Here is a 22,660-nt window from a genome sequence, read left to right on the forward strand (position 1 = left end):
GGCGACGCGACGTAGCGGGGCTACGGCAAGGAGCCGCAACGACGCAGGCGGCCGGTTCCCGTGGCTGCCCGAAGGGTTCAAGCAGGAAGGGCGCATTGCGGCGTTGCGGCGCTTGCGCAGGGGTTCGCCACGCATGCGTGGCCCCTGAGCGGCGCGCCGCCCTTGCAGGGCGCGTACCGGCTGATAAGCCGGTACCGCTCCGCAGGCGAGCGGCATGCCGCTCGAAACCCCTGCTTCGCCCTTGCACTGCATCCCTTCCTGCTTGAACGCACATGCCAAATAAATACTGATCAGGCTCTATGCCCGCATGAGTTAGAATGTTTGTGTTCGATCTTTTTCGATCATGATCTTTTTATGCCGAAAGCGCAATCAATTTATGGCCCGTCCTTCACTGAAAAATAAATCGTCGATTGCCGCCGCGGTGGAGACCGCCGAACGCCCCAGTCTGCGCGAGCGGAACAAGGCGGAGAAGGCGCATCTCATCAAGGCGGCGGCGCGCCAGCTGTTCACGCAGAAAGGCTATGAAGCCACCACCATGCGCGAGGTCGCGGCGCTGGCGGACGTCGGCTTCGGCACCATCTCGGCTTACGCCACCGACAAGGCCGGCCTGCTGGCGATGCTGTTCGTGGAAGACCTGGAGCACCTGCCGCCGCTGTTCCGCGACGTGCGGGACGACGCTACCGTGCTCGATCAGCTGGTCGATGCCTTCATGCGGCTGTACGAATTCTGGGCGCGCAGCCCGGAGCTGAGCCGCATCGTGCTGCCGCAGATGGAGTTCTACAACTCCAATCCCTTTACCGAGGAAATCCGCCAGCGGCGCCAGCAGCTTCAGGCCGACCTCGGCGACTGGCTGGGCCGGTGCCAGGAACGCAAGCGCGTACTGCCCAAGGTGGATACCCGGCAGGCGGCCGCCACCTTGTTCGCCGTCTACACCTCGGCGCTGCGCGAGTGGATCGTGCAGCAGCCGCTGAAGCTGTCCCAGGGCAGGGAACGCTTGACCTACCTGCTGGCGATTCCGATGAGCGCCATCGCCAAATAGGGAGCGGGCCGGCGCGTGATGCAACACCATCGTCATCGCCCCGTCCATTGCGGCTTGCGCTTCTCGGCGAAGGCCTTCGGGCCTTCGATCGTGTCGGCGCTGGCCTTGCGCTTTTCTTCCAGCGGATAGACCGCCATCATCGCCTGCTCCAGCGGCTGGCCCAGCCCCAGCAGCGCGCACTGCTTGGTCGACTGCAGCGACAGCGGCGCGCATTCCAGCATGTCGGCCACCCAGGCATCCACCGCCGCATCCAGTTCCGCCGGCGGCACCACCTGATTCACCAGGCCCAACTCATAAGCCCGCGCCGCGGGCAGCACCCGCCCGGTGAGCATCAAGCCCATGGCCACCTTCTGCGGCAGCTGGCGCGGCAGGCGATGCACGCCGCCGGCCATGGCGATCAGGCCGCGCTTCGGCTCCGGCAGCGCGAAGCCGGCATGCTCGGCGGCGACGATGACGTCGCAGGCCAGCGCCAGCTCGAAGCCGCCGCCGTAAGCGAGGCCGTTGACGCGGGCGATGATCGGCTTGAAGAAATCATGGCGGTCGGTCAGCCGCCGCGCCTGCTTCCAGCGCTGCGCCAGCGCTTCCTTCTCCGCCGGACTCATCGATGCCTCGGCGGCCACTTCCTTCAAATCGCGGCCGGCGGAGAAGGCGCGCTCGCCGCTGCCGGTGAGCACCACCACCCTGACCTCGTCGTCCGACTGGATCGCATCCAGCGCCTGGCTCAGCGCCAGGTGCGCATGCGAATCCATGGCGTTCATCGCCTGCGGGCGGTTGATGGCGAGCCAGCCGACATGGCCGCGTTTTTCGTAGAGCACCGCTTCCATGGTCAGTCCCCGCGCTTGCCGAGCTTGAACTGCAGGTCCGACACCAGCTTCTCGAAGGCAGGCTGATGCAGCGACCACATCTGCTCCGCCGTCTCGTGCTTGTAGCTTTCCTGGTGGCTCGATGCGGCGGCCTGGCGCAGGCTGGCCTTGGTGCGCAGCAGCAGCTCGCGCGGCGTGTTGCGCAGGTTGGCCAGCAAGGCCAGGGCGGCGGCTTCCAGTTCTTCGTTGGGCGCCTGCTCCGCCGCCAGGCCGATGCGCACCGCTTCTTCCGCCTTCACCGTGCGGCTGAACAGCAGCAGCCGGCTGGCGGTTTCCCAGCCGACGGCGCGCAGCAGCATCCAGGTATGGCCGCCGCCAGGATGCAGGCCGATCTGCAGGAAGCGGGTATCGAAGCTGCCGGCGCTGCCGACGATGCGCGCATCGCAGGCCAGCGCCAGGTTCATGCCGGCGCCGACCGCCGGGCCCTGCACCAGGGCCAGCGTCGGCAGCGGCGAATCGGCCACGGTGAGGAAGGCGTCGTAGACATCCTGCACCGCTGCGGTATCGCCGGCGGCAGCGGCCTTCAGGTCGTCCAGGTCGGCGCCGGCGCAAAATGCCTTGCCGGCGGCGCAGATGACGATGGCCCGCACCGATTCATCGGCATTGGCCTCCTTCACCGCCGCGATCAGCTCCCGGCACAGCCCGCTGGAGAGCAGGTTGCGCCGCTGCGGATCGTTCAGGCGCAGCAAGGCCAGGCCTTCCCGCTTCTCGATGTCGAGCAGCCCCATCTCAGGCCGCCTTGGTCATGCGTTCGACCACCATCGCCACCAGGTCCTTCTTCGATACCTTGCCGAAATTGGAGAGCGGGAAATCGTCGAAGTACTCGACCCGCTCCGGCAGCTTGAACTTGGCGATTTCCTGGGTGTTGAGGAAAGCCACCAGCTCCTCGAAGCCGACCGACATGCCGGGGCGCAGGATGAGGCAGGCGCAATTGCGCTCGCCCATCAGGCGGTCCGGAATCGGAATGCAGGCCACGTTCAGCACCGCCGGATGCATCAGGATCAGGTTCTCGATTTCCTCGGCGCTGATCTTTTCCGCGCCGCGGTTGATCAGGTCCTTCTTGCGGCCTTCCACCATGTAGTTGCCGGACGGGTGCTGGCGCATCAGGTCGCCCGAGCGGTAGAAGCCATCCGGCGTGAAGGCACGGGCATTGTGCTCCGGCGCCTTGTAGTAGCCGCGCAGGGTGTAGGGTCCGCGCACGCAGAGCTCGCCGACCTCGCCCGGCTTTACCGGATTGTCGTCCTCGTCGAGGATCATCACCTCATCGTCCGGGCAGATCGGGCGGCCCACCGTTTCCATGCGCACGTCGACCGGATCGTCCAGGCGCACGAACATCAGCACGCCTTCGGCCATGCCGAAGTTTTCCTGCACCGTGCAATTGGGCAGCAGCTGCTGGGTGCGCTTGCGGGTTTCCGGCTGCAGGCGCTGGCCGCCGGACTGGATCACCCTCACCGAGCTCAGGTCGTAGTTGCCGATCACTGGCGATTCGATCCAGCGGATCAGCAGCGCCGGCACCACGTGGATGTGGGTGACGCGCGTCTTCTCAATCAGCGGGAACAGCTCTTCCGGATTGGTGTTGGCATGCAGCACCACGGTGCAGCCCTTCATCAGGAAGCCCTGCAGGCCGGGGCAGGCGAGCGGCAGGTTGTGGGCGATGGGCAGCACGTCGAGCAGCACGTCGCCCTCGCGCACGCCGCAGACCGAGACCGCGTTCTTCGAATTGAAGATGTAGTCGTTGTGGGTGCGCGGGATCAGCTTCGGAATGCCGGTGGTGCCGCCGGAGAGCAGGAACAGCGCCGGCATCTCCGGGTCGATCTTGATCTCGTCGATGCGCGAGGCAGGCAAGGTCGCCGGGCGCTCGATCAGCTCGGTGAGCGAAACGCAGCCGGCCGGCGCATCGCCGAGCACGATCGCATGCTGAACGCAGGGCGACTGCTCGCGGATGCGGCCCACCATCTCGACATAGCTGAAGTCACGCTGCGCGACCGGCGTGAACACCGCCTTGGCTTCGGACACGGCCACGAAATGGCTCATCTCGCGGAAGCGGTGCGGCGGCAGCGCCATCACCGGGATCACGGCGATCTTCTGCAGCGCGAAATGGACATAAGCGAATTCGATCACGTTGGGCAGCTGCAGCACCACCGTGTCGCCCGGCGCCAGGCCGAGCGCCAGCAGGTTCAGCGCCAGGTTGGTGGAGCGCTCGTCGAGCTCGCGGAAGGTGACGCTGCGGTTCACGTCGCGCAGCGCCACGCGGTCGGCATACTGCTCGCACCACTGCTTGAAATAATGCCGCATCGGCAGGTCTTCCCAGTAGCCCTTGGCCCGATATCGGTCGGCAAAGTCTTTCGGAAACGGAACGACGCCATTCATCATGATGCACCTCATGTTCTGGATTGGAGAAGGACGCGCATCTCCAGCCGGGATGCGCGACGGCTCTTCTGCGGGATGGAAGGGATCAGGTGATTGAGCTGTAGCCGCCGTCTATGACGATCACCTGGCCATTGACGAAGCGCATCGAGGTGGCGATCGCCAGCGCGGTTTCGGCGACGTCCTCGGCGGTGGCGCAGCGCTGCATCGGCGTCGCCTTGGCGCGGCGGTCCATCAGGCGCTCGTAGTTGTCGCCGAGGGCGCGCTCCATCCAGTCGCCTTCCATCCAGCCCGGGGCGATGGCGTTGACGCGCACCTTCGGTCCGAGCGCGCCGGCCAGGGTGCGGGTCATGGAAATGATGGCGGCCTTGCTCGCGGAGTAAGGCAGCGGCTGCGGGCCGGGGCGCAGGCCGACGATGCTGGCGGTATTGATGATGTCGGCCGAAGGCATGGCGCGCAGCAGGCGGGTGGCGTGCTTGGTGACGAGGAAGGTGCCGCGCACGTTGACGGCGAAGACGCGGTCGAAGTCTTCCACCTTGACGGTGTCGAACTCCTTCGGCGGCGTGTCGATGGTGGTGCCGGCATTGTTGAGCAGCACGTCGAGGCGGCCGCCGTAGGCTTCCTCCACCGCCTTCATCATCTGCTCCACTTCCGCTTCCTGGCTGACGTCGCACTTGATGACGGCGACCTGGGCGCCGGCTTCGCGCGCCAGTTGCTCGGTGACGCGGATATCCTTCTCGCTGCGGCTGTAGTTGATGGCGAGGTCGTAGCCGGCGCGGGCGAAAGCGAGGGCGATGGCGCGGCCGATGCCGGTGGCGGAACCGGTGACCAGTGCGACTTTCTTCGAAGTATTCAAGCGTGTCTCCTAATCGTTGTCATGCGGGATGATCTGCAACAAGATCTTTTTCGATCACGATCAATTTAAGCCAAACCGGACTGCTTTGCAAGAAAAATCGATCGTGATCTTTTTTCTCTTTCGCCCTCCGCTTCAGCGCCTCATCGGCGCCTCCTGCGCCCTGCTTCATTCACCCTGCTTCATTCACCTTGTTTCCTGAGCCGTTCGATGATGCGGCGGGCGCGGATGCCGCCGGCATCGACATGGATGTCCACCCAGGACGCGGCCTCGCCGAAGCGCCGCATGTTGGCGTACTGGGCCTCGATCACCACCCTGTCTTCGTCGAAGGTGGAGCGGATCTGTTGCAGCACCTTGTCGAGGTTGTCCGGCATCTCCGGATGGCTGTTGGCCGACATGGTCCAGAAGTAATGCGAGGTGGTTTCGGTTTCCGGCGTCAGGCCATGGAAGCCGCGCAGATGCAGGCCGCCGCGCTGCGGATCGTCGAGCGGTTCGCTGTCCTTGTCGGTGGCGCCGGCCCAGATGCGGATATGGTTGGGCTCGAATTCGATTTCCTGCCAGCGGTCGATGCCGCCCTTGAACGGCCATACCGCGGTATAGGCGGGCGGCGGCAGCGTGTCGGGCAGCAGGCGCACGATGCGCACCGTGTCGCCCTCGCCGCCGACTTCCATGCCGGCGGTCATGTGAACCCTGGGATTGCCGCCGATGGTCTTCTGGTGCACGTAGCCGACATGGCTGAGGTCGAGCAGGTTGTCGTGGATGAGCTGGTAGGGCGCGTCGTAGTGATATACGCCGCCGCCGAAGCGGTAGCGGGCGTCGTCATGCCATGCATAATCCGGCGCCGGTTTCGACGGCGCGGCGCCCTCCTCCTTCGGCATCCAGATCCATACGATATGGTTCTTCTCCGCCACGACATACGACTTCACCCTTGCCTTGGCCGGAATCCTTTCCTGCCCCGGTATCTCGATGCAGCTGCCGCCGGGGGCGTAGAGCATGCCGTGGTAGCCGCAGCGCAGGCCGCCGCCCTCCACCGTGCCGCAGGACAAGGGCAGCGAGCGGTGGCAGCAGCGGTCTTCCAATGCGCCGACCGCGCCATCGGGCGTGCGGAACAGCACCACTGACTGGTTCAGCAACGTGCGCGCCATCGGCTTGTCCTGCAGTTCCCAGGCAAAGGCGGCGACATACCATTGATCCAGTACGAAGGCGGATCGCGCGGACGAGGCGAGTTCGGAAAGCGGAACCTGGGTGACGGTATTCATGGCTGTCTCCTGAGTATTGGCATGTATTGGAATGGGTGCATGGTTCTGCCCCTACAGCATAGGAGGACGGCCTTATAATTCAATAGCATTCCATCGATATCTTCTATCCACAAACCAAATAATGGCTTCCTCTGCCCGCTTCGATCTCAATCTGTTGTCCGTCATCCTGGCGATACATGATGCCGGCAGCGTCAGCGGCGCCGGCAAGCAGCTCGGCATGAGCCAGCCTGCCACCAGCGCGGCGCTCAACCGGCTGCGCAAGCGTTTCGGGGATGAGCTGTTCGTGCGCACCGCCACCGGCATGGAAGCCACGCCGCGGGCGCTGGCGCTGATCGAGCCGGCGCGGGAGATCATGGCCCGGGTCAACGGCGACGTGCTCAAGGGCGACACCTTCGACCCGCGCACCACGCGCACGGAATTCACCTTCGCCATGTCGGACATCGGCGAAATGGTGTTCTACTCGCGGCTGCTGGCGCATCTCCAGCGCGAGGCGCCGCATGCCACGCTCTCTGCCGTGACCGCGCCGGCGCAGGATATCGCGGAGGGTCTGGAGAGCGGCCGCATCGATCTGGCCATCGGCCACTTCCCGGACATTCGCAAGCACAATTTCTATCAACAGCGGCTCTTCACCCACTCGTTCTCCTGCATCCTGAGGAAGGGCCATCCCATCCGGGGCAATCGCCTGACCCAGGCGCAGTTCATGGCGCTCGGCCATGCGGTGATCCGGGCCGAGGTGCGCAGCCAGGAAGTGTTCGAGCAATTCCTCAAGCAAAAGCGGATCGAGCGCCGCATCGTGTCCTCGACGCCCCACTTCATGACGATTCCCTTCATCGTCAGCAGCAGCGACCTGGTGGCAACGGTGCCGAATGCCATCGCTCAGCGCTTCGCCGAGATGGCCGAGGTCAAGGTAATGACGCCTCCGTTCGAGATGCCGCGCTTCGACCTGAAGCAGCACTGGCACCGCAAGTCGCACCAGGATCCGAAGAACGCGTGGCTGCGCTCCCAGGTGGTCGCGCTTTTCCACAATGACAAGCGCTGGGACGGCGCTTCGGCCTGAAACCCTGGGCGCAAGCCCCGAGCCGGACATGAAAGGTTACGATTTTCCGGTTGCCGCCCGCAGGAAACTCCGACAAGCTCAGTCCTCCCGGCCAGGATTGCCGCTTTTCCGTTTGGCAGCGCCCCATGTTCAAGATACTTGTCGTTTCGCTCACGTTCGCTTTTTCCCTCTCCGGCTGCGGCCTGATGGCCGCGCCTTGCCGCGTCGCCAGCGCCGTCATCAAGGTCGTCCCGGTGGTCGGCCATGCGGCCGCGGTTCCCACTGATACCTGCGCCGCCGTCATCGATCCCTGAAGGCAATGCCGGCGCTTGTTACACCGGCTTTACCGATTCACAAGATTGCTCCGCGGTTTTGCTCTATAGTATGGCGGCGTGCCGGCCCTTCCGGCGCAACGACCAGCGGCGCGGCCCGATGCGGCACGCCGCGACAACTACGGAGACAAAGACCATGGTATCTCGCCTATCCGCCGCGGCCGGCCTGACGCTCGCCGGCTTCGCCCTCACCGCCTTCGCCCAGCAGGATCCCGCGCCAGCCGCCGCGCCCGCCGCGCCGCCGCCGGCCTGGAAGCAGGGCATGAGCGAATCGCAGGCGCAATCGCCGCTGCATCCCTTCGCCCCGCACATGACCGGCCGCGCGGCCGCCGAACTGCCGATCGACAAGCTGAAGGTGCCGGCCGGCTTCAAGGTGGAAGTCTGGGCCGAGGGCATCCCCGAAGCGCGTTCGCTGGCGCTGGGCGACAAGGGCACCGTATTCGTCAGCAACCGGCTGCAGAGCAGCGTCTACGCCGTGGTCGACGCCAACGGCAAGCGCGAGGTGAAAACCCTGCTCAAAGGCCTGAACAGCCCGAACGGCATCGTGTTCAGCAAGGGCTCGCTCTACGTCGCCGAGCGCAACCGCATCGTCCGCTACGACGACATCGAGAGCAAGCTCGACAATCCGCCGCAGCCGGCGGTGGTCGTCGACAACCTCGACCCGAACAAGCAGCCGGGCCATTTCTGGAAATACCTGGCGATGGGGCCGGACGGCAAGCTCTACTTCAACATCGGCTCGCCGCAGAACATCACCATGCCGACGTATATGGAAGCGGTGATCATGCGCGTCGATCCCAAGACCGGCGTGCTGGAGAAAGTGGCTGATGGCGTGCGCAACAGCGTCGGCATGGACTTCCACCCGGTGACCAAGCAGCTCTGGTTCACCGAGCATGCGCGCGACTGGATCAGCGACGACATGCCGTCCGACGAACTCAACGTGGTGACCAAGACCGGCCAGCACTTCGGTTTCCCGTTCTGCTTCCAGGGCGACTTCCCCGATCCGCAATACGGCAAGAACCGCTCGTGCAAGGAGTTCACGCCGCCGGCCATGAACCTCGGCGCCCACGTGGCGCCGCTCGGCGTGCGCTTCTACACCGGCGGCATGTTCCCGGCCGCCTACAAGAACACGATGCTGATCGCCCAGCACGGCTCCTGGAACCGCAGCGTCAAGCAGGGTTATGACGTGGTCCGCGTCAGCACGGGCAAGGATGGCAAGCTGGTGAAGGAACCCTTCCTGCAGGGCTTCCTGACCGACGAGCGCGCCGACCCGCCGATGTGGGGCCGGCCGGTCGACATCCTGCAGATGCGCGACGGCTCGGTGCTGGTTTCCGACGACTACAACGGCATCCTGTACCGGGTGAGCTACAAGAAATGAGGATGATCGCACGCATGCTTCGCCGGCCGCTGCCGGCCTTGCTCGCGGCCTTGGCAATGGCGGGTCCGGCCCTGGCCGGACCGCAGGAAGGCGCCGCCAAGGCGCAGGCCTGCGCCGCCTGCCACGGCCCCGAAGGAAACTCGACCAACCCCGCGATTCCCTCGCTGTCGGCGCAGCCGAAGCAGTTCATCGTCTCGGCGCTGTACCAGTTCCGCGAAGGCAAGCGCAAGAACGAGCAGATGACGCCGATGGCGGCCGGCTTGAGCAATGCCGACATGAACGACCTCGCCGCCTATTTCGCCATGCAGAAGGCGCCGGCGCCGCAGCACAAGACCAAGCCGGAAAACATCGACCCCGGCAAGCGCCTGACCGCCCAGCACAACTGCATCGCCTGCCATGCCGGCAACCTGATGGGACAGCAGCACATCCCCCGCATCGCCGGCCAGCATGAGGCGTATCTGCGCGAGCAGCTGCGCGGCTTCAAGGCCTCCACCCGGGCGGAGATGGATGGGGTGATGACGTCGGCGGCGCAGGCGCTGTCGGAGAAGGATATCGAGGTCCTGGCCGATTACCTCGCCGGCCTGCCGGCCGCCAACTGAGCGGCAGGAAGAAGCCTTTTCAATCCCGCCGCGTCAGATCGTGCCGCCGCTCCGCCGGCGGCTCCACCAGCTGCAGGCCATGCAGCTTGGCGAGCGTGGTCGCCAGGGTATGGCCCAGCATTTCCACCGCTTCGCGCTGGGCCTGGTTCGGCATGCTGCCGTCCGGCGCGAAGGCTTCATGCGCCTTGCCTACCGCCAGCTGGTCGGGCAGGACGATGGCGCCCATGTTGCCCAGCACCGCGTGCACATGCACCAGCCCGCGCAGGCCGCCAAAGCCGCCGGGCGATGCGCTCATCAGCACCACCACCTTGTTGCGGTAGGGCGCGAGGCCGTCCTCGCCGTTGACCGAACGCGAGGTCCAGTCGATGGCATTCTTCAACAGCGGGGCGAATGAACCGTTGTATTCGGGACTGGCCAGCAGCAGGCCTTGATGCTCGAGCATCAGCCGCCGCAGCTCCAGCGCCCGCGCCGGCACGCCGCTGTCGGCTTCGAGGTCGCCGTCGTAGATGGGCAGCGGAAAGTCGCGCAGGTTGACGAGCGTCACCTCGGCGCCGGCTAGGCGCGCGCCCTGCGCGGCAGCGGCGACCAGCTTCTGATTGAGGGAATTGCCCCGGGCGCTGCCCGAGAACGCGAGTATGCGGGGATGATTGTCCGACATGGCGGCTCCTTGGCTGATCGGCTTCCGGCGGGATGCATGCGATGACGCCCGGCTTCCGGCCGGCAAGGCGCTGCCTGCGGCCCGGCGGGCGCGTCATGATTTGGACGGCGTGGATCGCCAGCGGTTCTGAACGCGGCAGGAACCGCGGCATGGCATGTCAGGCGGCAAGACTCGAATTGGACCGACCGCCGGCCGCAAGGCCGGCGGCAAGCTCCGTAGCTGCGAAGCGGTTGACCGGCGGAACGCCATGGTCCGCCGGAAAGAGATCTTCCTCCTAGAACTCCACCCGTTCGCCCGGCTGCATCGGGATCACGGTGGTGGATGACGTTCCCATGGCGGCGATGAATTCCTGCGGCGTCCCCTTGAGCTGAGGAATGGTGCCGTAGTGGATGGGGATGGCGTACTTCGCCTTCAGCATGTCGCGCGCCGCGATCGCCGCATCCTTCGGGTCCATGGTGAAGTGGCCGCCGATGGGCAGCAGCACCAGGTCCGGCTTGTAATAGTCGCCGATCATGCGCATGTCGCCGAACAGGCCGGTGTCGCCGGAGTGATAGATGCGGAAGCCGTTCTCCAGCTCGATCACGAAGCCGACCGGTTCACCGCCAGGATGGGTCTCGTCCTTGTCGGTGGATGGATTGCGCCACAACAGTTCGGAGCTGTGTTCGGCACGGGTGGCGGTGATGCGGATGTTCGGGCCCAGCGGCGCAATCGTGCCGCCCTTGCCGAAGCGCTGCGACAGGGTGGTCGGCAGCATGCCGAGCGTGACCATCGACTGATTCATGCCCGCCGGGCCGTACATGGGCGCGTTGTTCAGCTTGGCCAGCGCCGGCGCATCCGCCATGTGATCGAAGTGGGCATGGGTCACCAGGATCAGATCCACCTTGCCCAGCGCTTCCAGGCGCTTGTACTCCTGCGGCGTCTTTGGATTGCTGGTCAGCCAGGGATCGATCACGATCACCTTGCCGCCCGGCGTGGTGATCTTGGTGGTTGCCTGGCCCAGCCACTGCACCTGCACCTTGCCGGTGGCGGCCGGAACGGAAGCGGTTGCGGGGGCGGCAGCGGGAACGGGCGCGGCGGCGGTGCGGCTGGCATAGGTGCCGCAGGATGCGAGAGTGACGCAGGCACCGCCGACGGCGGCAAGGATGGCAAGCCGGTTGACCTTCATGGGTTCTCCTCCAATGGGTTGTGAATGAATCCCGCGCAGCGATGCACCGTGCGCAGCGGTTCGACAACTTTGATTTTCATTTTTTGCAGCTGCAGCGAGTATCGCACTTTTCCGGGCGGGCGGTAGGCAGTCAATCGGGTCAAATCCTTGTCAGGACGGCGAGGATGAGCTGCCTCATTGCAGGCTGCGGAACCGATCCTGCCTCCGGCCGGCGGATGCGGAACTTGATCCTTCATTCAGTCAGCCGCAGCGCCGCCGTTTGCATTACCATGCTGATCGGCCCGGCCACCGGGCGATGAATCATTCGGCGACGACCGTCGCCGCAAGGGCAGCAGCTTGACAGCATACGAACAGGGATTTCTCCTGACCCGCCACTGGCGCGATACGCCTGCCGGAACCGAGATCGATTTTTGGCTGGCGACCGACGGCGGGCCGCGTCGCGTCCGCATCCCGCCGCAAACGTCGGTGGCCTTCATCCCGCTGGAACAGCGCGAACGGGCGGAAGCGCTGCTGCGCGGCGAGCGCGGCGTCGAACTGCGGCCGCTGACGCTGAGCGACTTCCGCCGCCGCCCGGTGCTCGGCCTGTACTGCAAGCAGTATCGCCATCTGCTGAAGCTGGAAAAGCGCCTGCGCGAACAGAACATCGACATCTACGAAGCCGACGTGCGCCCGCCGGAGCGCTACCTGATGGAGCGCTTCATCACCGCGCCGGTCCGGTTTGCCGGCACGGCCGGCGCGGACGGCCCGCATGGCCGCCTGCTGACGGCAGGCATGCTGAAGCCGGATGGCGGCTACCGCCCTCGCCTGCGCCCGGTGTCGCTCGACATCGAGACCAGCCCGGCTGGCGAGCTGTATTCGATCGCGCTCGAAGGCTGCGGCCGGCGCGATGTGTTCATGCTCGGCCCGCCCAACGGAACGGCGGGCGACATCGACTTCGAACTCGTCTACTGCGCCAGCGTCGCCGAGATGCTGGCGCGATTGAACGACTGGCTGGCGCGGTTCGATCCGGATATGGTGATCGGCTGGAACCTGGTGCAGTTCGACCTGCGGGTGCTGCAGCAGCATGCCGACCGCCTCGGGCTGCCGCTGCGCGTCGGGCGGGACGGCAGCGCGCTGGAATGGCGCGAGCACGTCAATGGCCAGCACTTCTTCGCCTGCGCGGCGGGCCGGCTGCTGGTCGACGGCATCGAGGCGCTGAAGTCGGCCACCTGGACCTTCCCCTCCTTCAGCCTGGAGAGCGTGGCGCAGAGCCTGCTGGGCGAAGGCAAGGCCATCGACGATCCCTATCACCGGCTGGCGGAGATCGAACGCCGCTTCGCCAAGGACAAGCCGGCGCTGGCGCGCTACAACCTGAAGGATTGCGAACTGGTCACCCGCATCTTCGAGAAGACCGGCCTCATCGACTTCCTGCTGGAGCGGGCCAGCGTCACCGGGCTGGCGGCCGACCGCAGCGGCGGCTCGGTGGCCGCCTTCGAACACCTGTACATGCCGCTCATGCACCGCAAGGGCTATGTCGCCCCCAATCTCGGCGACGTTATCGGCGAGAACAGCCCGGGCGGCTTCGTGATGGATTCGCGCTCCGGCCTGTACGACTCGGTGCTGGTGCTGGACTACAAGAGCCTCTATCCATCCATCATCCGCACCTTCCTGATCGATCCGGTCGGCCTGATCGAAGGCGCTGCCGTCACCGACCCGCAGGCATCGGTGCCGGGCTTCCGCGGCGCCCGCTTCTCGCGTGAGCATCACTGCCTGCCGGCCATCGTCGATCGGGTATGGCAGGGGCGCGAGGCGGCCAAGCGCGACGGCAACGCGGCGCTGTCGCAGGCCCTGAAGATCATCATGAATGCCTTTTACGGCGTGCTCGGCTCCAGCGGCTGCCGCTTCTTCGACCCGCGCCTGGCCTCCTCCATCACCCTGCGCGGGCACGAGATCATGCATCGCACGCGGGAGTTGATCGAGGCCGAGGGCTATCCCGTGATCTACGGCGACACCGACTCCACCTTCGTTTGGCTGAAGCGGCCGCATGACGAGGCGAGCGCGATGGCGGTGGGCCGGTCGCTGGTGGATGGCATCAACGCCTGGTGGCGCGACCATCTGCGCAGCGAATACGGACTGGAGAGCGCGCTCGAACTCGAGATCGACACCCATTACCGGCGTTTCCTGATGCCCACCGTCCGCGGTTCAGAGGAAGGCAGCAAGAAGCGCTATGCCGGCCTGGTGACCGATGCGCAGGGCCGGGACGGCATCGTCTTCAAGGGCCTGGAATCGGCGCGCACCGACTGGACGCCGCTGGCGCAGCGCTTCCAGCAGGAGCTCTACATGCGCATCTTCCAGGGCGAGCCGTACCGCGATTATGTGCGCGAGTATGTCGGGCGCACCCTCGCCGGCGAGTTCGACGCTTTGCTGGTCTATCGCAAGCGGCTGCGCCGCCCGCTCGACGACTACCAGCGCAACGTGCCGCCGCATGCGCGCGCCGCCCGCGCCGCCGACGACTACAACCGGCGCGAGGGCCGGCCTTTGCAGTACCAGAACGGCGGCTGGATACGCTACCTGATGACGGTGGCCGGTCCGGAGCCGCTGGAAACTCGCCGCTCGCCGATCGATTACCAGCACTACCTGACGCGCCAGCTGCAGCCGGTGGCGGATGCGATCCTGCCTTTTCTCGACGAAGACTTCACTGCGTTGACCAGCCGCCAGCACATTCTGTTCTGAGCCCGTTTTCTCCCCATTGTTTGGTACCTCCCGCGCCTGAATCGGCCCGCCGCGCAATCCCCCGCTGTAGTCGAACGCCTACATAAATACCGTTTAACGATGACTTGTCTCTGCAAGGCGTGGGGGTACGATGGATGCACGACCAGTTCCCACGATCTTGCGGATGAGCTGCTCCAGCACCAGCCAACGCGGCGGATAGTGGTCGGCAGTTTGGCATTAACGAAAAATTCATGGGATCGGAGAGGACATGAAACTGAGAGACCTGAGAATTCGCACGCGGCTGACCATAGGCTTTGCGCTGCTGATTGCAATGATGATTGCGCTGTCCGCGTTCGCCTTGAGCCAGATGCAAGGCATCGACCGGCGTGTGGCGCATGAGGACAAGGTGTTTTCCGACCGGCTCGAGCGGCTTTACCAGGCCCGCGAAGCGCTGGCGCAGACCGGCATTGCGGCCCGCAATGCGTATGTGTTCTTCAAGGACGACGATGCGCGCAAGGAGCTGGCGATCGTCGACCAGCAACGCGCCCTCTTCCTCGAAGCGCTCAAGCAGGCGGCGCCGCACTTCAGCGGCAGCGCCGATTTTGCCAAGGTTCAGAAAGGCCTCGACCAGATGGCCGAGGAACTCAAGCGCCCGCGCAAATACCGGGAAACTGGCCAGATGAAGGAGTTTGGCGAGTTCCTCGTCAATGAATGCAGCCCGCTGCGCAGGCAGATCGTGGCCGACATGGATGTGGTCATCAATCAGGCCGAACAGGAAATGGCCGGCGCGGCAGCGGCGGTGCACGACATCATCGCCCAATCCCGCAACCTGATCGTGCTGGCCGCAGCGTTGGCGCTGGCGTTCGGCGTCGGACTGGCCTTGATCCTGTCGCGCAGCATCACCGCGCCGATCAGCAGCGCGGTCGCCTTCGCCAAGCAGGTATCGGTGGGCGACCTCACCGCGCGCGTGGAGGTGGAGTCGAGCGACGAGACCGGCCAGCTCTTGCAGGCGCTGCAGGACATGAACGGCAACCTCGCGCGCATCGTGACCGAAGTGCGGGGCGGAACCGAGCGCATCGCCACGGCATCGTCGCAGGTCGCGGCCGGCAACCAGGACCTGTCCGCGCGCACCGAGCAGCAGGCTGCGTCGCTGGAGGAAACCGCCTCCTCGATGGAAGAGATGACCTCCACGGTCAAGCAGAATGCGGACAACGCGCGGCAGGCAAATGCGCTGGCGGCGACGGCTTCCGAGGTGGCGTCCAAAGGCGGCCAGGTGATCGACCAGGTAGTGCTCACGATGGATGCCATCAACGCCTCGGCTGCCAAGATCGCCGACATCATCAGCGTCATCGACGGCATCGCCTTTCAGACCAATATCCTGGCGCTGAACGCGGCGGTCGAGGCGGCGCGCGCCGGCGAACAGGGCAGAGGCTTCGCAGTCGTGGCTACTGAAGTGCGCACGCTGGCCCAGCGCTCGGCCAGCGCCGCCAAGGAAATCAAGGCGCTCATCGGCGACTCGGTCGACAAGGTGCAGACGGGCAGCCGGCTGGTCAGCGATGCCGGCAAGACGATGCATGAAATCGTCGCGAGCGTGCGGAGCGTGACCGACATCATGGCCGAGATCAGCGCCGCCAGCGCCGAGCAGACGGCAGGGATCGAACAGATCAACCAGGTCGTGACGCAGATGGACCAGACCACGCAGCAGAATGCGGCCCTGGTGGAACAGGCGGCGTCCGCTTCCAGATCGATGCAGGATCAGGCGTCGAGGCTGGCGCAGTCGGTCGCTGTATTCAAGCTTGATGAGACAGGCGCTGTCGAGACCGAAGCCCAGGCAGCTTATGTCGCCCCGCAAGCGCCGGCCAGCGTCGGGCAGGCAGCGGCAAGGGTACCCAAGGCAATCGGTCGGACCCGCTCGCCGCGATTGGCGGGCGTGGGCAAGCTTCCGCTCTCGGTCCGCCACGGCTGATGCGGCAGGATCATGGAATCTCTTGTCCGTGGCACCTGCGGGCAATTTCGAACGGCCGCGGCACCAGGGCGCCTGCGGATGAAGCTTGCGCCGGAGCCTGGCATCCGCTGCCGCGTCCGGCTCTCGATTCCCCCAGTTCCAGGGAGATGCGCTTTTCGAACACACGATCGATTTGAACGTTCTCTGCAAGGATTGCCATGTTGCCTTCCGACCTGAAGTCCGTTCCCCTTCCGTTTTCCATCAATACGGAAATACTGAGCGTCGTTCCGCAAGGAATAATCATTACCGATGTCGACGGCCTGATCCTGTTTGCGAACGCCGCGTTCCTGGCCATCACCGGCTATTCGGAACAGGAGATATTCGGCAGGAACTGCCGGTTCCTGCAAGGTCCGCTGACCGACCGCTCGACGGTGCAGGCCCTGCGCGGGGCGCTCGACGCTCAACAGGAATTCAGCGCCATCATCCTGAATTACCGGAAGGATGGAACGCCGTTCTGGAACGAATGCTCGCTGGCGCCGCTGAGCGCCCAGGCGAACGGAAGTAGGGTCACGCATTTCATCGGCACGCAGCGCGATGTATCCGAACGCATTTACGCAGAGCAGGCGCTGCGCCAGAGCGAGCAGCGCCTGAAACTCGCACTGCAGGGCGGCAGCCTCGGATTGTGGGACTGGTATGTGACAACCGGCCTGCTGACCGTCAACGATCGCTGGAAGGCGATGCTCGGCATACCGCTCGACACGGACGCGGTAACGCTTGATACCTGGGCGGCATGCGTGCATCCCGAAGACATGGCGAAGCTGGAAAAGATCATCGACGAGGTGATCCTGAACCCTTCGGGCCAGTATTTCGAAGTCGAGGTGCGCGCGCGGCATGCGGCCGGGCATTGGGTATGGATACTCGACAAGGGGGCGGTGGTCGAGCGGGCCGAGGACGGCAGCCCGGTGCGGGTGACCGGCACGCACCTCGACATCACTGAGCGCAAGCAGGCGGACGAAGAAATGCACCGGCTTGCCTACTACGACACGATGACCGGGCTGCCGAACCGGCGCCTGCTCATGGACCGCATCACGCAAGCACTGGCAGCGGCCACGCGCTCCGCCCAGACCGGCGCGCTGCTGTTCATCGACCTGGACGATTTCAAGCAGATCAATGACGCCCGCGGGCATGCGGTGGGCGATGCCCTCCTGATGCAGGTCGCGCAGCGCCTCAGCATTCTCCTGCGCACCGGGGACACCGTCGCCCGCCTCGGCGGCGACGAGTTCGTCGTTCTGGTGACCAATCTGGAAGTGGACATCGACAAGGGCTGGCACAAGGCGCTGGGCGTCGCTGAACGGATTCATTCCGCGCTGTCGCTGCCTTTTCTCATCAATGGCGCGACCTACTCGTCCGGCGCGAGCATCGGCATCACCTTGTTTCCGCAAAGCGGCTGCACGGCAGATGACCTGCTGCGAGAAGCCGATACGGCCATGTATCGCGCCAAGAGCAACGGTGGCAGCGGGACAGCCTTCTTCGAACAGACGATGCACGCCGAGGCCGAGCAGCGCCTGGCAATCGAACACGCATTGAAGGAATCGGTAGCCGGCCGGCTCTTCGAGCTATACGCACAACCCCAGGTGGACCGCCTTGGCAATGAAATCGGCTGCGAGCTGCTCCTGCGATGGACTCATCCAGTGCATGGCAGCATCTCTCCGCTGCACTTCATTCCGATTGCCGAAGCGACGGGCGACATCATTCCACTGGGTGCGTGGGTCGTCGAACAGGCCTGCCGATTGCTGGCGCAGCTGCAGGAGGCAGGCATCGAGCGGACGGTTTCCGTGAATGTCAGTCCGCGTCAGTTCAGGCATGTCGCGTTCGTGGACGGCGTGCGAAGCATGCTCCAGCAGACGGGCGCTCCCTCGGGACGGCTCATCTTCGAGGTTACGGAAGGCTTGCTGATCGAAAATCTGGAAGAAACCGCGGCACGGATGCGGGAGCTGACGGCGATGGGCGTGCGCTTCTCGATCGACGACTTCGGCACGGGCTACTCCAGCCTCGCCTATCTCAAGCGCCTGCCGATTCACGAATTGAAGATCGACCGAAGCTTCGTGCGCGACCTCCCGGACGACGCCAGCGACAAGGCCATCATGCAATCCATTTTATCGATTGCGCATCATCTGCAGCTGCAGGTGGTGGCGGAAGGCGTCGAGACGGCAGCCCAGGCTGATCTGCTCATCGAAAGCGGCTGCACCATCATCCAGGGATACTTCTTCGGCCGCCCGCGTCCTGTGCAGGAGTGGTTTGATGGCGCGGTTGGGGCGCTGCAACGCAGTCGGTAATTACGTGTTCTAGCGCCGGCCGAATCTACAGACGTTGAATTCACCTCCGGTGCAGATGGACTTCCTTGATTTTCTCAGTCGCCCATCTGTTAGCAGCATTACCGTGCGCGTTAGCTGCAACCGATGGCGGTCGCCATCTTTTCTCTTCCGATGGATGGGTTCTCGAAGCTTATCAGCGGCGACCAAATCTAGTTTTAGAGAGAACTATCTGGGAATTAGGAAACTGTCCTGTTCGGCATATTCGACCCGAACCAATCTGGGATCAGCTTGGCTGCGACTTGCTGAGATTCCGAGACCATATTTTCTACCGCCAAATTCGATCGGCAAACTCCTTCCAGCCGGCATGAACTTTGCTGAGGAGGAAGCTCCTTCAACTAGTCTTCCTCAAATTTGCCATGGCCATTCCAAGCATCTCTCGCGCACCGTCGCCACCAGCTTCTTCGACTATCAAGCCGACCTTAAAGCTTGCTCAGTTAATGCCTAACCAAAGAACTGATGAAGCACTTGCACGCTCGCTTCGCGCAGCAATAGCGAAGTATGGCCTTTCTCCAGATGCCACGCTCAAGGTAGCAGAAAATGTCATCAAAAATTCTTCAATTAAGAATGGTGCGAGGATTCTTGGGCTGCTCAGTCATTTAGGGGATATTAAGGGAGGTCTCATTTCTTCAACAGGAGTGGGCGTAGCAGTGGAATTGGGAACGCACGTCTTATTCCCTCCAGGTGCCAACGATCAAGAGGTGGCGATGGAGAGGTCGATCACACTCGGAAATGGCTTGACATCCTTGAACCGGCTTGCCGCCACACTCCAGCGATTGGCCGAAACCGCCAGAATACAGGGCTTTAGCAACGGGGACCAAGAGAAGTTCAGTAACGCTTCCCGAAAACTACTAGATGCAATCAAAAGCGGTAATCGAGACACCGCCTTCACCGAGTTTTCTCGGATTTTGGGCTTGCTGAAAATATTTCAACTAAGTAGCAAACGCACATTCGAGATGCTGGATGGGTTAAACAAGCTGATGACTGGGCATAAGGCTGAGCAATCCGATCTAGCAGAGAAATTTTCTGAAGAAGTGCGCCGTAGATTGTCAGAGAAACAAAAAACCGAATGGGATCGGTATGCCACCAATAATCCAGATATTCTTGATGACATTGCTAGGGCCGCACAAGGAATGTCTGACGATGACAAAATTTGGGCCGTTCAGCAGCTACTGAGAGGCGTCCCTGGCCACAATGTAGTCTTTGCACTGCGTGATCGAGGTTCTGGCGCAGGCATGGTCCCGCCAGGAACACCAAAACCCACGGCATTAAGTTCGCCCGACGGCCCCTCCAACCGAAAGGTGAAAATTGCAGAAGCGGGTTCTAATGAACAATTAGGAAGACTCGCCCAAGCTAAAGCGGCCGGCATGCTAAAAAAATTAAAGCAAAAGTTAGGGAATGGTGATCCTGAAAGCCAAAAAAAATTGCAGGCGATATGGAATTCGCTCAGCCCAGAATACCTTCTTAGCTTGGCAGCATGGTGGCAAACCGGTAAAGACCCTGAAACCGGCTGTTCCCTTGTGAATGCTTGGTATTCTCAAGCAGGTTTACAAGGCATTAGGCTGTACCGAAGCTATATCACTAACTTTAAAGCCGGGATAGCGAACTGGGAATTTGAAGCACGGAAGGCCGGCCTGATTGGTCGGGACGATAGCTTGGATAAACTGCGAACGTCACTCAATCCCATATCCGCCACAAAGTTGTTCGAATTGAAGCTCCCGGAGAGTTCGATTTTGAAGCGGTTTAGGACAAGGGTTAAAACGCAAAGTAATTATATGTATTTCCGTCTTGAAGAGGAGCTGTTAAGACGTGTAAGAGGCCAGAAGAATAGAGCGGAGTTAAAGCAAAAGTTGAAAGAAATATGGAACGAGTTGACGATTGACGAAAAGCTAGGTCTGGCAGCATGGTGGAAAGGATCGGGAGTACCTGAGGAAGCATACGAACTTGCCAAGCAATGGCACAGAGAAGCTGGCTTAGAATATTCTCAAAATCTTGAGAGCTTCAAATCCGAGGCCCGAAGGGCAAGAGCGCTATGGTCAGAGAAAGCGCACGGGGCTTTTTCTCGAATAATCTTGAGTGAAAATGAAACATTCGAGAGCTTGCGCAAGAAGATTCAAAACCAGGATTAACTCTCTGGCGATTCAATGCTGCGCTTGGCCGCAGCATTGAATCGCAATCCCCCGGTCGCCGACGTTCAGGCGTTCATAAATCCTTTTGGATCGCGGCTACATAAGGGACCTGACAACAAGATGTCATTTCCGCTGCGGCAAGCTTTATTTTTCACCGCACCGCAAAACAGTAAAACAACCCATCCCCGCCCGTCCCCTTCAACGCCTCCTGGCCGCACCCGCCGCGAGACGCATGCGACGAGTTCCACGACTTCTGGGGCGGATCCTCCGACAGGCCGGTGCGGTCATGGTGGCCGAGCATGGCGGCGCCTTCGCCGCTGCTGGTCCAGTTACGGCAGGTCATGTCCTTGTCGGGCGGGAAGGCGCGGCCGTCGGGTTGGGAGCCGGTGAGCATGTCGTGCCGGTTCGGCGTGTCGCCCCGGCCGTTGATCATGGCGCCGCTTTCGGTGAGCGCGGTCTGCTTGTTGATGTTCGGGTTGCCGTGCAGCTCTTCCACATTGCGCGCGATGAGCTCGCCCTTGGCGTTGTACCAGGGGCCGGTGCCGATGCGGTCGCGGGCATTGACGGCCTGCGCGCCGGACGTCGCCTGGGTGCTGAGATAGGCGCGCCAGGTGCGTCCCCCGGCGCCGGCCTTGGCGGCGGCGCTCTGGCAGATCTGATCGGCACCCGACAGGCCGCCGAGGTTGGCGCCGTTGCCGGAACCGGCGCCGGTGACAAAGAAGCTCATCGGGTTCGCACCGGTGCTGCTGGCGCTGCTCGTACTGCTGGAGGTATTGCCGCGCGGCGATTGAGCGCAACCGGCGATGATGGCGGCGAGCGCGCCGGCGCCAAGCAGAAGATGGCTGGTCTTCACATTGTCTCCTCGTGGTGGATGAATGCTTGATCCTGCAAGCGGCCGACTCATCATTCCCGGCGGTGCGGCCGCATGACTCGCCGGCGCCGGCATCGCGGCTGGTGCTCCCAGCCGGATACCTTCTCTTACTATGCCACATCGGGTGGACAAGGCCAGCCGCCTTGCTTCCGGCGGTTTGCGCCCGCTCAAGCCCGCAAACCGACACCACGCGGACGCTCGGGAAGCCTGCTGGAACTTTCAGGCCATGCATGCTCTCTAGACAGTATTGCCATTTTGCTAATCAGGCCATGCCCAACGCCCTCTTCCATCGCTACAGGATTTTCGCCGCCTGCTGTCTCGCCTTGCTGAGCGGCTTTGCCAGCGCCGACGATGTCAAGGACCTGGAAGAAGAACTCGCGCTGACGATCGAAGATGCCACGCCCGGCCAGCCGGGGTCCATCGAACTCAATGGCGGCCTGCGCTATCAGCGGCTGCGCGCTTCGGAAGCGAACTCGGGCCGCAACGAATATCAGCTGACGCCGCGCCTGCAGATCGGGGTGGCGCGCAATTTCCAGGTGGCGATCGCCGCGCCCTATCGCCTAGGCAATGCGCCCGACACCAGCCGAGGCGAACTGCGGCTCGATGCCCTGCTGCGACTGAACGATGAGGGACGATACCTGCCGGCCTTCGCCGTCGACGTCGGCCTCGAGCGGCCTTACGGCGCCGGCGATGCCGGCACCGAGATTCTGGTCAAGGGCATCGCCACCAAGTCGCTCGGCGTGGCAAAGGAAAGGGATCGGCCGGCGCAGCTGCATGTGAATCTGGTCGCGCGGCGCAACCTGAATCCCGGCGAGGACGAGCGGCGCAACCGCTATTTATTTGGCGCGGCGCTGAGCAAGAAGCTGAGCGAGCGCTGGCTGGTGGCGGGCAGCCTGTTCCGCGAGGAGCAGCGCGAACGGGGTTCGGCATTCAACATCGCCGAAGCCGGCGCGCGCTGGAAGCTGAGCGAGAAGACCATTCTCTCCGGCTCGGTCGGCGCCGGCTTGAACCGGGAGGCGCCGCTGTGGCGGCTGCTGCTGGGCTTCCAGCGATCGCTGGATTGATCGAATAAAAAAGGGCAGGCCAAGTTGCCTTGGCCTGCCCGC

At 63.5% G+C, this 22,660-nt stretch carries 20 protein-coding genes; 10 read left to right on the top strand and 10 right to left on the bottom strand.

Annotation, left to right across the window (positions count from 1 at the left end):
• The first annotated feature begins 376 nt into the window (after window positions 1-376).
• Entirely contained in the window at window positions 377-1,039 is a 663-nt protein-coding gene (locus CHB88_RS22730) for a TetR/AcrR family transcriptional regulator (protein WP_176442617.1), read from the top strand.
• A 32-nt stretch (window positions 1,040-1,071) separates the two neighbouring features.
• On the opposite strand, the gene CHB88_RS22735 is transcribed toward CHB88_RS22730, so the two are convergent.
• The 6 genes from CHB88_RS22735 to CHB88_RS22755 all read right to left on the bottom strand — a co-directional run bounded on the left by CHB88_RS22735 (window position 1,072) and on the right by CHB88_RS22755 (window position 6,381).
• The gene (locus CHB88_RS22735; protein WP_089401649.1) at window positions 1,072-1,863 is read right to left on the bottom strand and encodes an enoyl-CoA hydratase-related protein; all 792 of its coding nucleotides are present in this window, start codon (window positions 1,861-1,863) and stop codon (window positions 1,072-1,074) included.
• Window positions 1,864-1,865: 2 nt separating this feature from the next.
• On the bottom strand, window positions 1,866-2,630 hold the full coding sequence (locus CHB88_RS22740; protein ID WP_089401650.1) for an enoyl-CoA hydratase: 765 nt from the start codon (window positions 2,628-2,630) through the stop codon (window positions 1,866-1,868).
• Window position 2,631: 1 nt separating this feature from the next.
• Window positions 2,632-4,275 carry a (2,3-dihydroxybenzoyl)adenylate synthase gene (locus CHB88_RS22745; RefSeq protein WP_089401651.1) on the bottom strand — a complete coding sequence of 548 codons (1,644 nt, stop codon included), beginning with the start codon at window positions 4,273-4,275 and terminating at the stop codon, window positions 2,632-2,634.
• Window positions 4,276-4,357: 82 nt separating this feature from the next.
• Entirely contained in the window at window positions 4,358-5,125 is a 768-nt protein-coding gene (locus CHB88_RS22750) for an SDR family NAD(P)-dependent oxidoreductase (RefSeq protein WP_089401652.1), read from the bottom strand.
• Between the two features lie 19 nt (window positions 5,126-5,144).
• Window positions 5,145-5,294 (bottom strand): hypothetical protein, encoded by a 150-nt coding sequence (locus CHB88_RS25315; protein WP_176442618.1) that lies wholly within the window; start codon window positions 5,292-5,294, stop codon window positions 5,145-5,147.
• Window positions 5,295-5,304: 10 nt separating this feature from the next.
• Window positions 5,305-6,381: an aromatic ring-hydroxylating oxygenase subunit alpha gene (locus CHB88_RS22755; RefSeq protein WP_089401653.1), complete on the bottom strand. Its 1,077-nt coding sequence runs from the start codon at window positions 6,379-6,381 to the stop codon at window positions 5,305-5,307.
• Between the two features lie 121 nt (window positions 6,382-6,502).
• Here CHB88_RS22755 and CHB88_RS22760 point away from each other — a divergent pair, with 121 nt between their 5' ends.
• The 4 genes from CHB88_RS22760 (at window position 6,503) to CHB88_RS22770 (ending at window position 9,723) form a co-directional block, all read left to right on the top strand.
• Window positions 6,503-7,438: a LysR family transcriptional regulator gene (locus tag CHB88_RS22760; protein WP_089401654.1), complete on the top strand. Its 936-nt coding sequence runs from the start codon at window positions 6,503-6,505 to the stop codon at window positions 7,436-7,438.
• Window positions 7,439-7,563: 125 nt separating this feature from the next.
• Window positions 7,564-7,731 (top strand): DUF6726 family protein, encoded by a 168-nt coding sequence (locus CHB88_RS25320; RefSeq protein ID WP_176442619.1) that lies wholly within the window; start codon window positions 7,564-7,566, stop codon window positions 7,729-7,731.
• A 154-nt stretch (window positions 7,732-7,885) separates the two neighbouring features.
• Window positions 7,886-9,124 (top strand): PQQ-dependent sugar dehydrogenase, encoded by a 1,239-nt coding sequence (locus CHB88_RS22765; RefSeq protein ID WP_089401655.1) that lies wholly within the window; start codon window positions 7,886-7,888, stop codon window positions 9,122-9,124.
• Window positions 9,125-9,126: 2 nt separating this feature from the next.
• Window positions 9,127-9,723, top strand: a complete 597-nt coding sequence (locus CHB88_RS22770; RefSeq protein WP_176442620.1) for a c-type cytochrome — start codon at window positions 9,127-9,129, stop codon at window positions 9,721-9,723.
• 19 nt (window positions 9,724-9,742) lie between these two features.
• Here the strand turns inward: CHB88_RS22770 and CHB88_RS22775 are convergent, their stop codons facing one another.
• The 3 genes from CHB88_RS22775 to CHB88_RS24925 form a co-directional block, all read right to left on the bottom strand.
• Window positions 9,743-10,381, bottom strand: coding sequence for an NADPH-dependent FMN reductase (locus CHB88_RS22775; RefSeq protein WP_089401657.1), 639 nt, complete (start codon window positions 10,379-10,381; stop codon window positions 9,743-9,745).
• Window positions 10,382-10,655: 274 nt separating this feature from the next.
• Window positions 10,656-11,546, bottom strand: coding sequence for a metal-dependent hydrolase (locus CHB88_RS22780; protein ID WP_089401658.1), 891 nt, complete (start codon window positions 11,544-11,546; stop codon window positions 10,656-10,658).
• Window positions 11,543-11,782 (bottom strand): hypothetical protein, encoded by a 240-nt coding sequence (locus CHB88_RS24925; RefSeq protein ID WP_143131444.1) that lies wholly within the window; start codon window positions 11,780-11,782, stop codon window positions 11,543-11,545. Before CHB88_RS24925 ends, CHB88_RS22780 begins: the two co-directional genes overlap by 4 nt.
• Before the next feature lie 100 nt (window positions 11,783-11,882).
• Here CHB88_RS24925 and CHB88_RS22790 point away from each other — a divergent pair, with 100 nt between their 5' ends.
• From CHB88_RS22790 to CHB88_RS22805, 4 genes are all read left to right on the top strand, one after another.
• Window positions 11,883-14,258, top strand: a complete 2,376-nt coding sequence (locus tag CHB88_RS22790; protein WP_089401660.1) for a DNA polymerase II — start codon at window positions 11,883-11,885, stop codon at window positions 14,256-14,258.
• 247 nt (window positions 14,259-14,505) lie between these two features.
• Window positions 14,506-16,203 carry a methyl-accepting chemotaxis protein gene (locus CHB88_RS22795; RefSeq protein ID WP_089401661.1) on the top strand — a complete coding sequence of 566 codons (1,698 nt, stop codon included), beginning with the start codon at window positions 14,506-14,508 and terminating at the stop codon, window positions 16,201-16,203.
• 200 nt (window positions 16,204-16,403) lie between these two features.
• The gene (locus tag CHB88_RS22800; protein ID WP_176442621.1) at window positions 16,404-18,518 is read left to right on the top strand and encodes a putative bifunctional diguanylate cyclase/phosphodiesterase; all 2,115 of its coding nucleotides are present in this window, start codon (window positions 16,404-16,406) and stop codon (window positions 18,516-18,518) included.
• A 395-nt stretch (window positions 18,519-18,913) separates the two neighbouring features.
• On the top strand, window positions 18,914-20,683 hold the full coding sequence (locus tag CHB88_RS22805) for a hypothetical protein (RefSeq protein ID WP_143131445.1): 1,770 nt from the start codon (window positions 18,914-18,916) through the stop codon (window positions 20,681-20,683).
• 151 nt (window positions 20,684-20,834) lie between these two features.
• On the opposite strand, the gene CHB88_RS22810 is transcribed toward CHB88_RS22805, so the two are convergent.
• Window positions 20,835-21,536, bottom strand: coding sequence for a hypothetical protein (locus CHB88_RS22810; protein ID WP_245845197.1), 702 nt, complete (start codon window positions 21,534-21,536; stop codon window positions 20,835-20,837).
• Between the two features lie 287 nt (window positions 21,537-21,823).
• On the opposite strand from CHB88_RS22810, the gene CHB88_RS22815 reads away from it, so the two are divergent.
• Window positions 21,824-22,618, top strand: a complete 795-nt coding sequence (locus CHB88_RS22815) for a hypothetical protein (RefSeq protein WP_089401664.1) — start codon at window positions 21,824-21,826, stop codon at window positions 22,616-22,618.
• Window positions 22,619-22,660 lie beyond the last annotated feature (42 nt).

The sequence above is a fragment of the Noviherbaspirillum humi genome, assembly GCF_900188095.1.
GTDB classification, from domain to species: domain Bacteria; phylum Pseudomonadota; class Gammaproteobacteria; order Burkholderiales; family Burkholderiaceae_D; genus Noviherbaspirillum; species Noviherbaspirillum humi.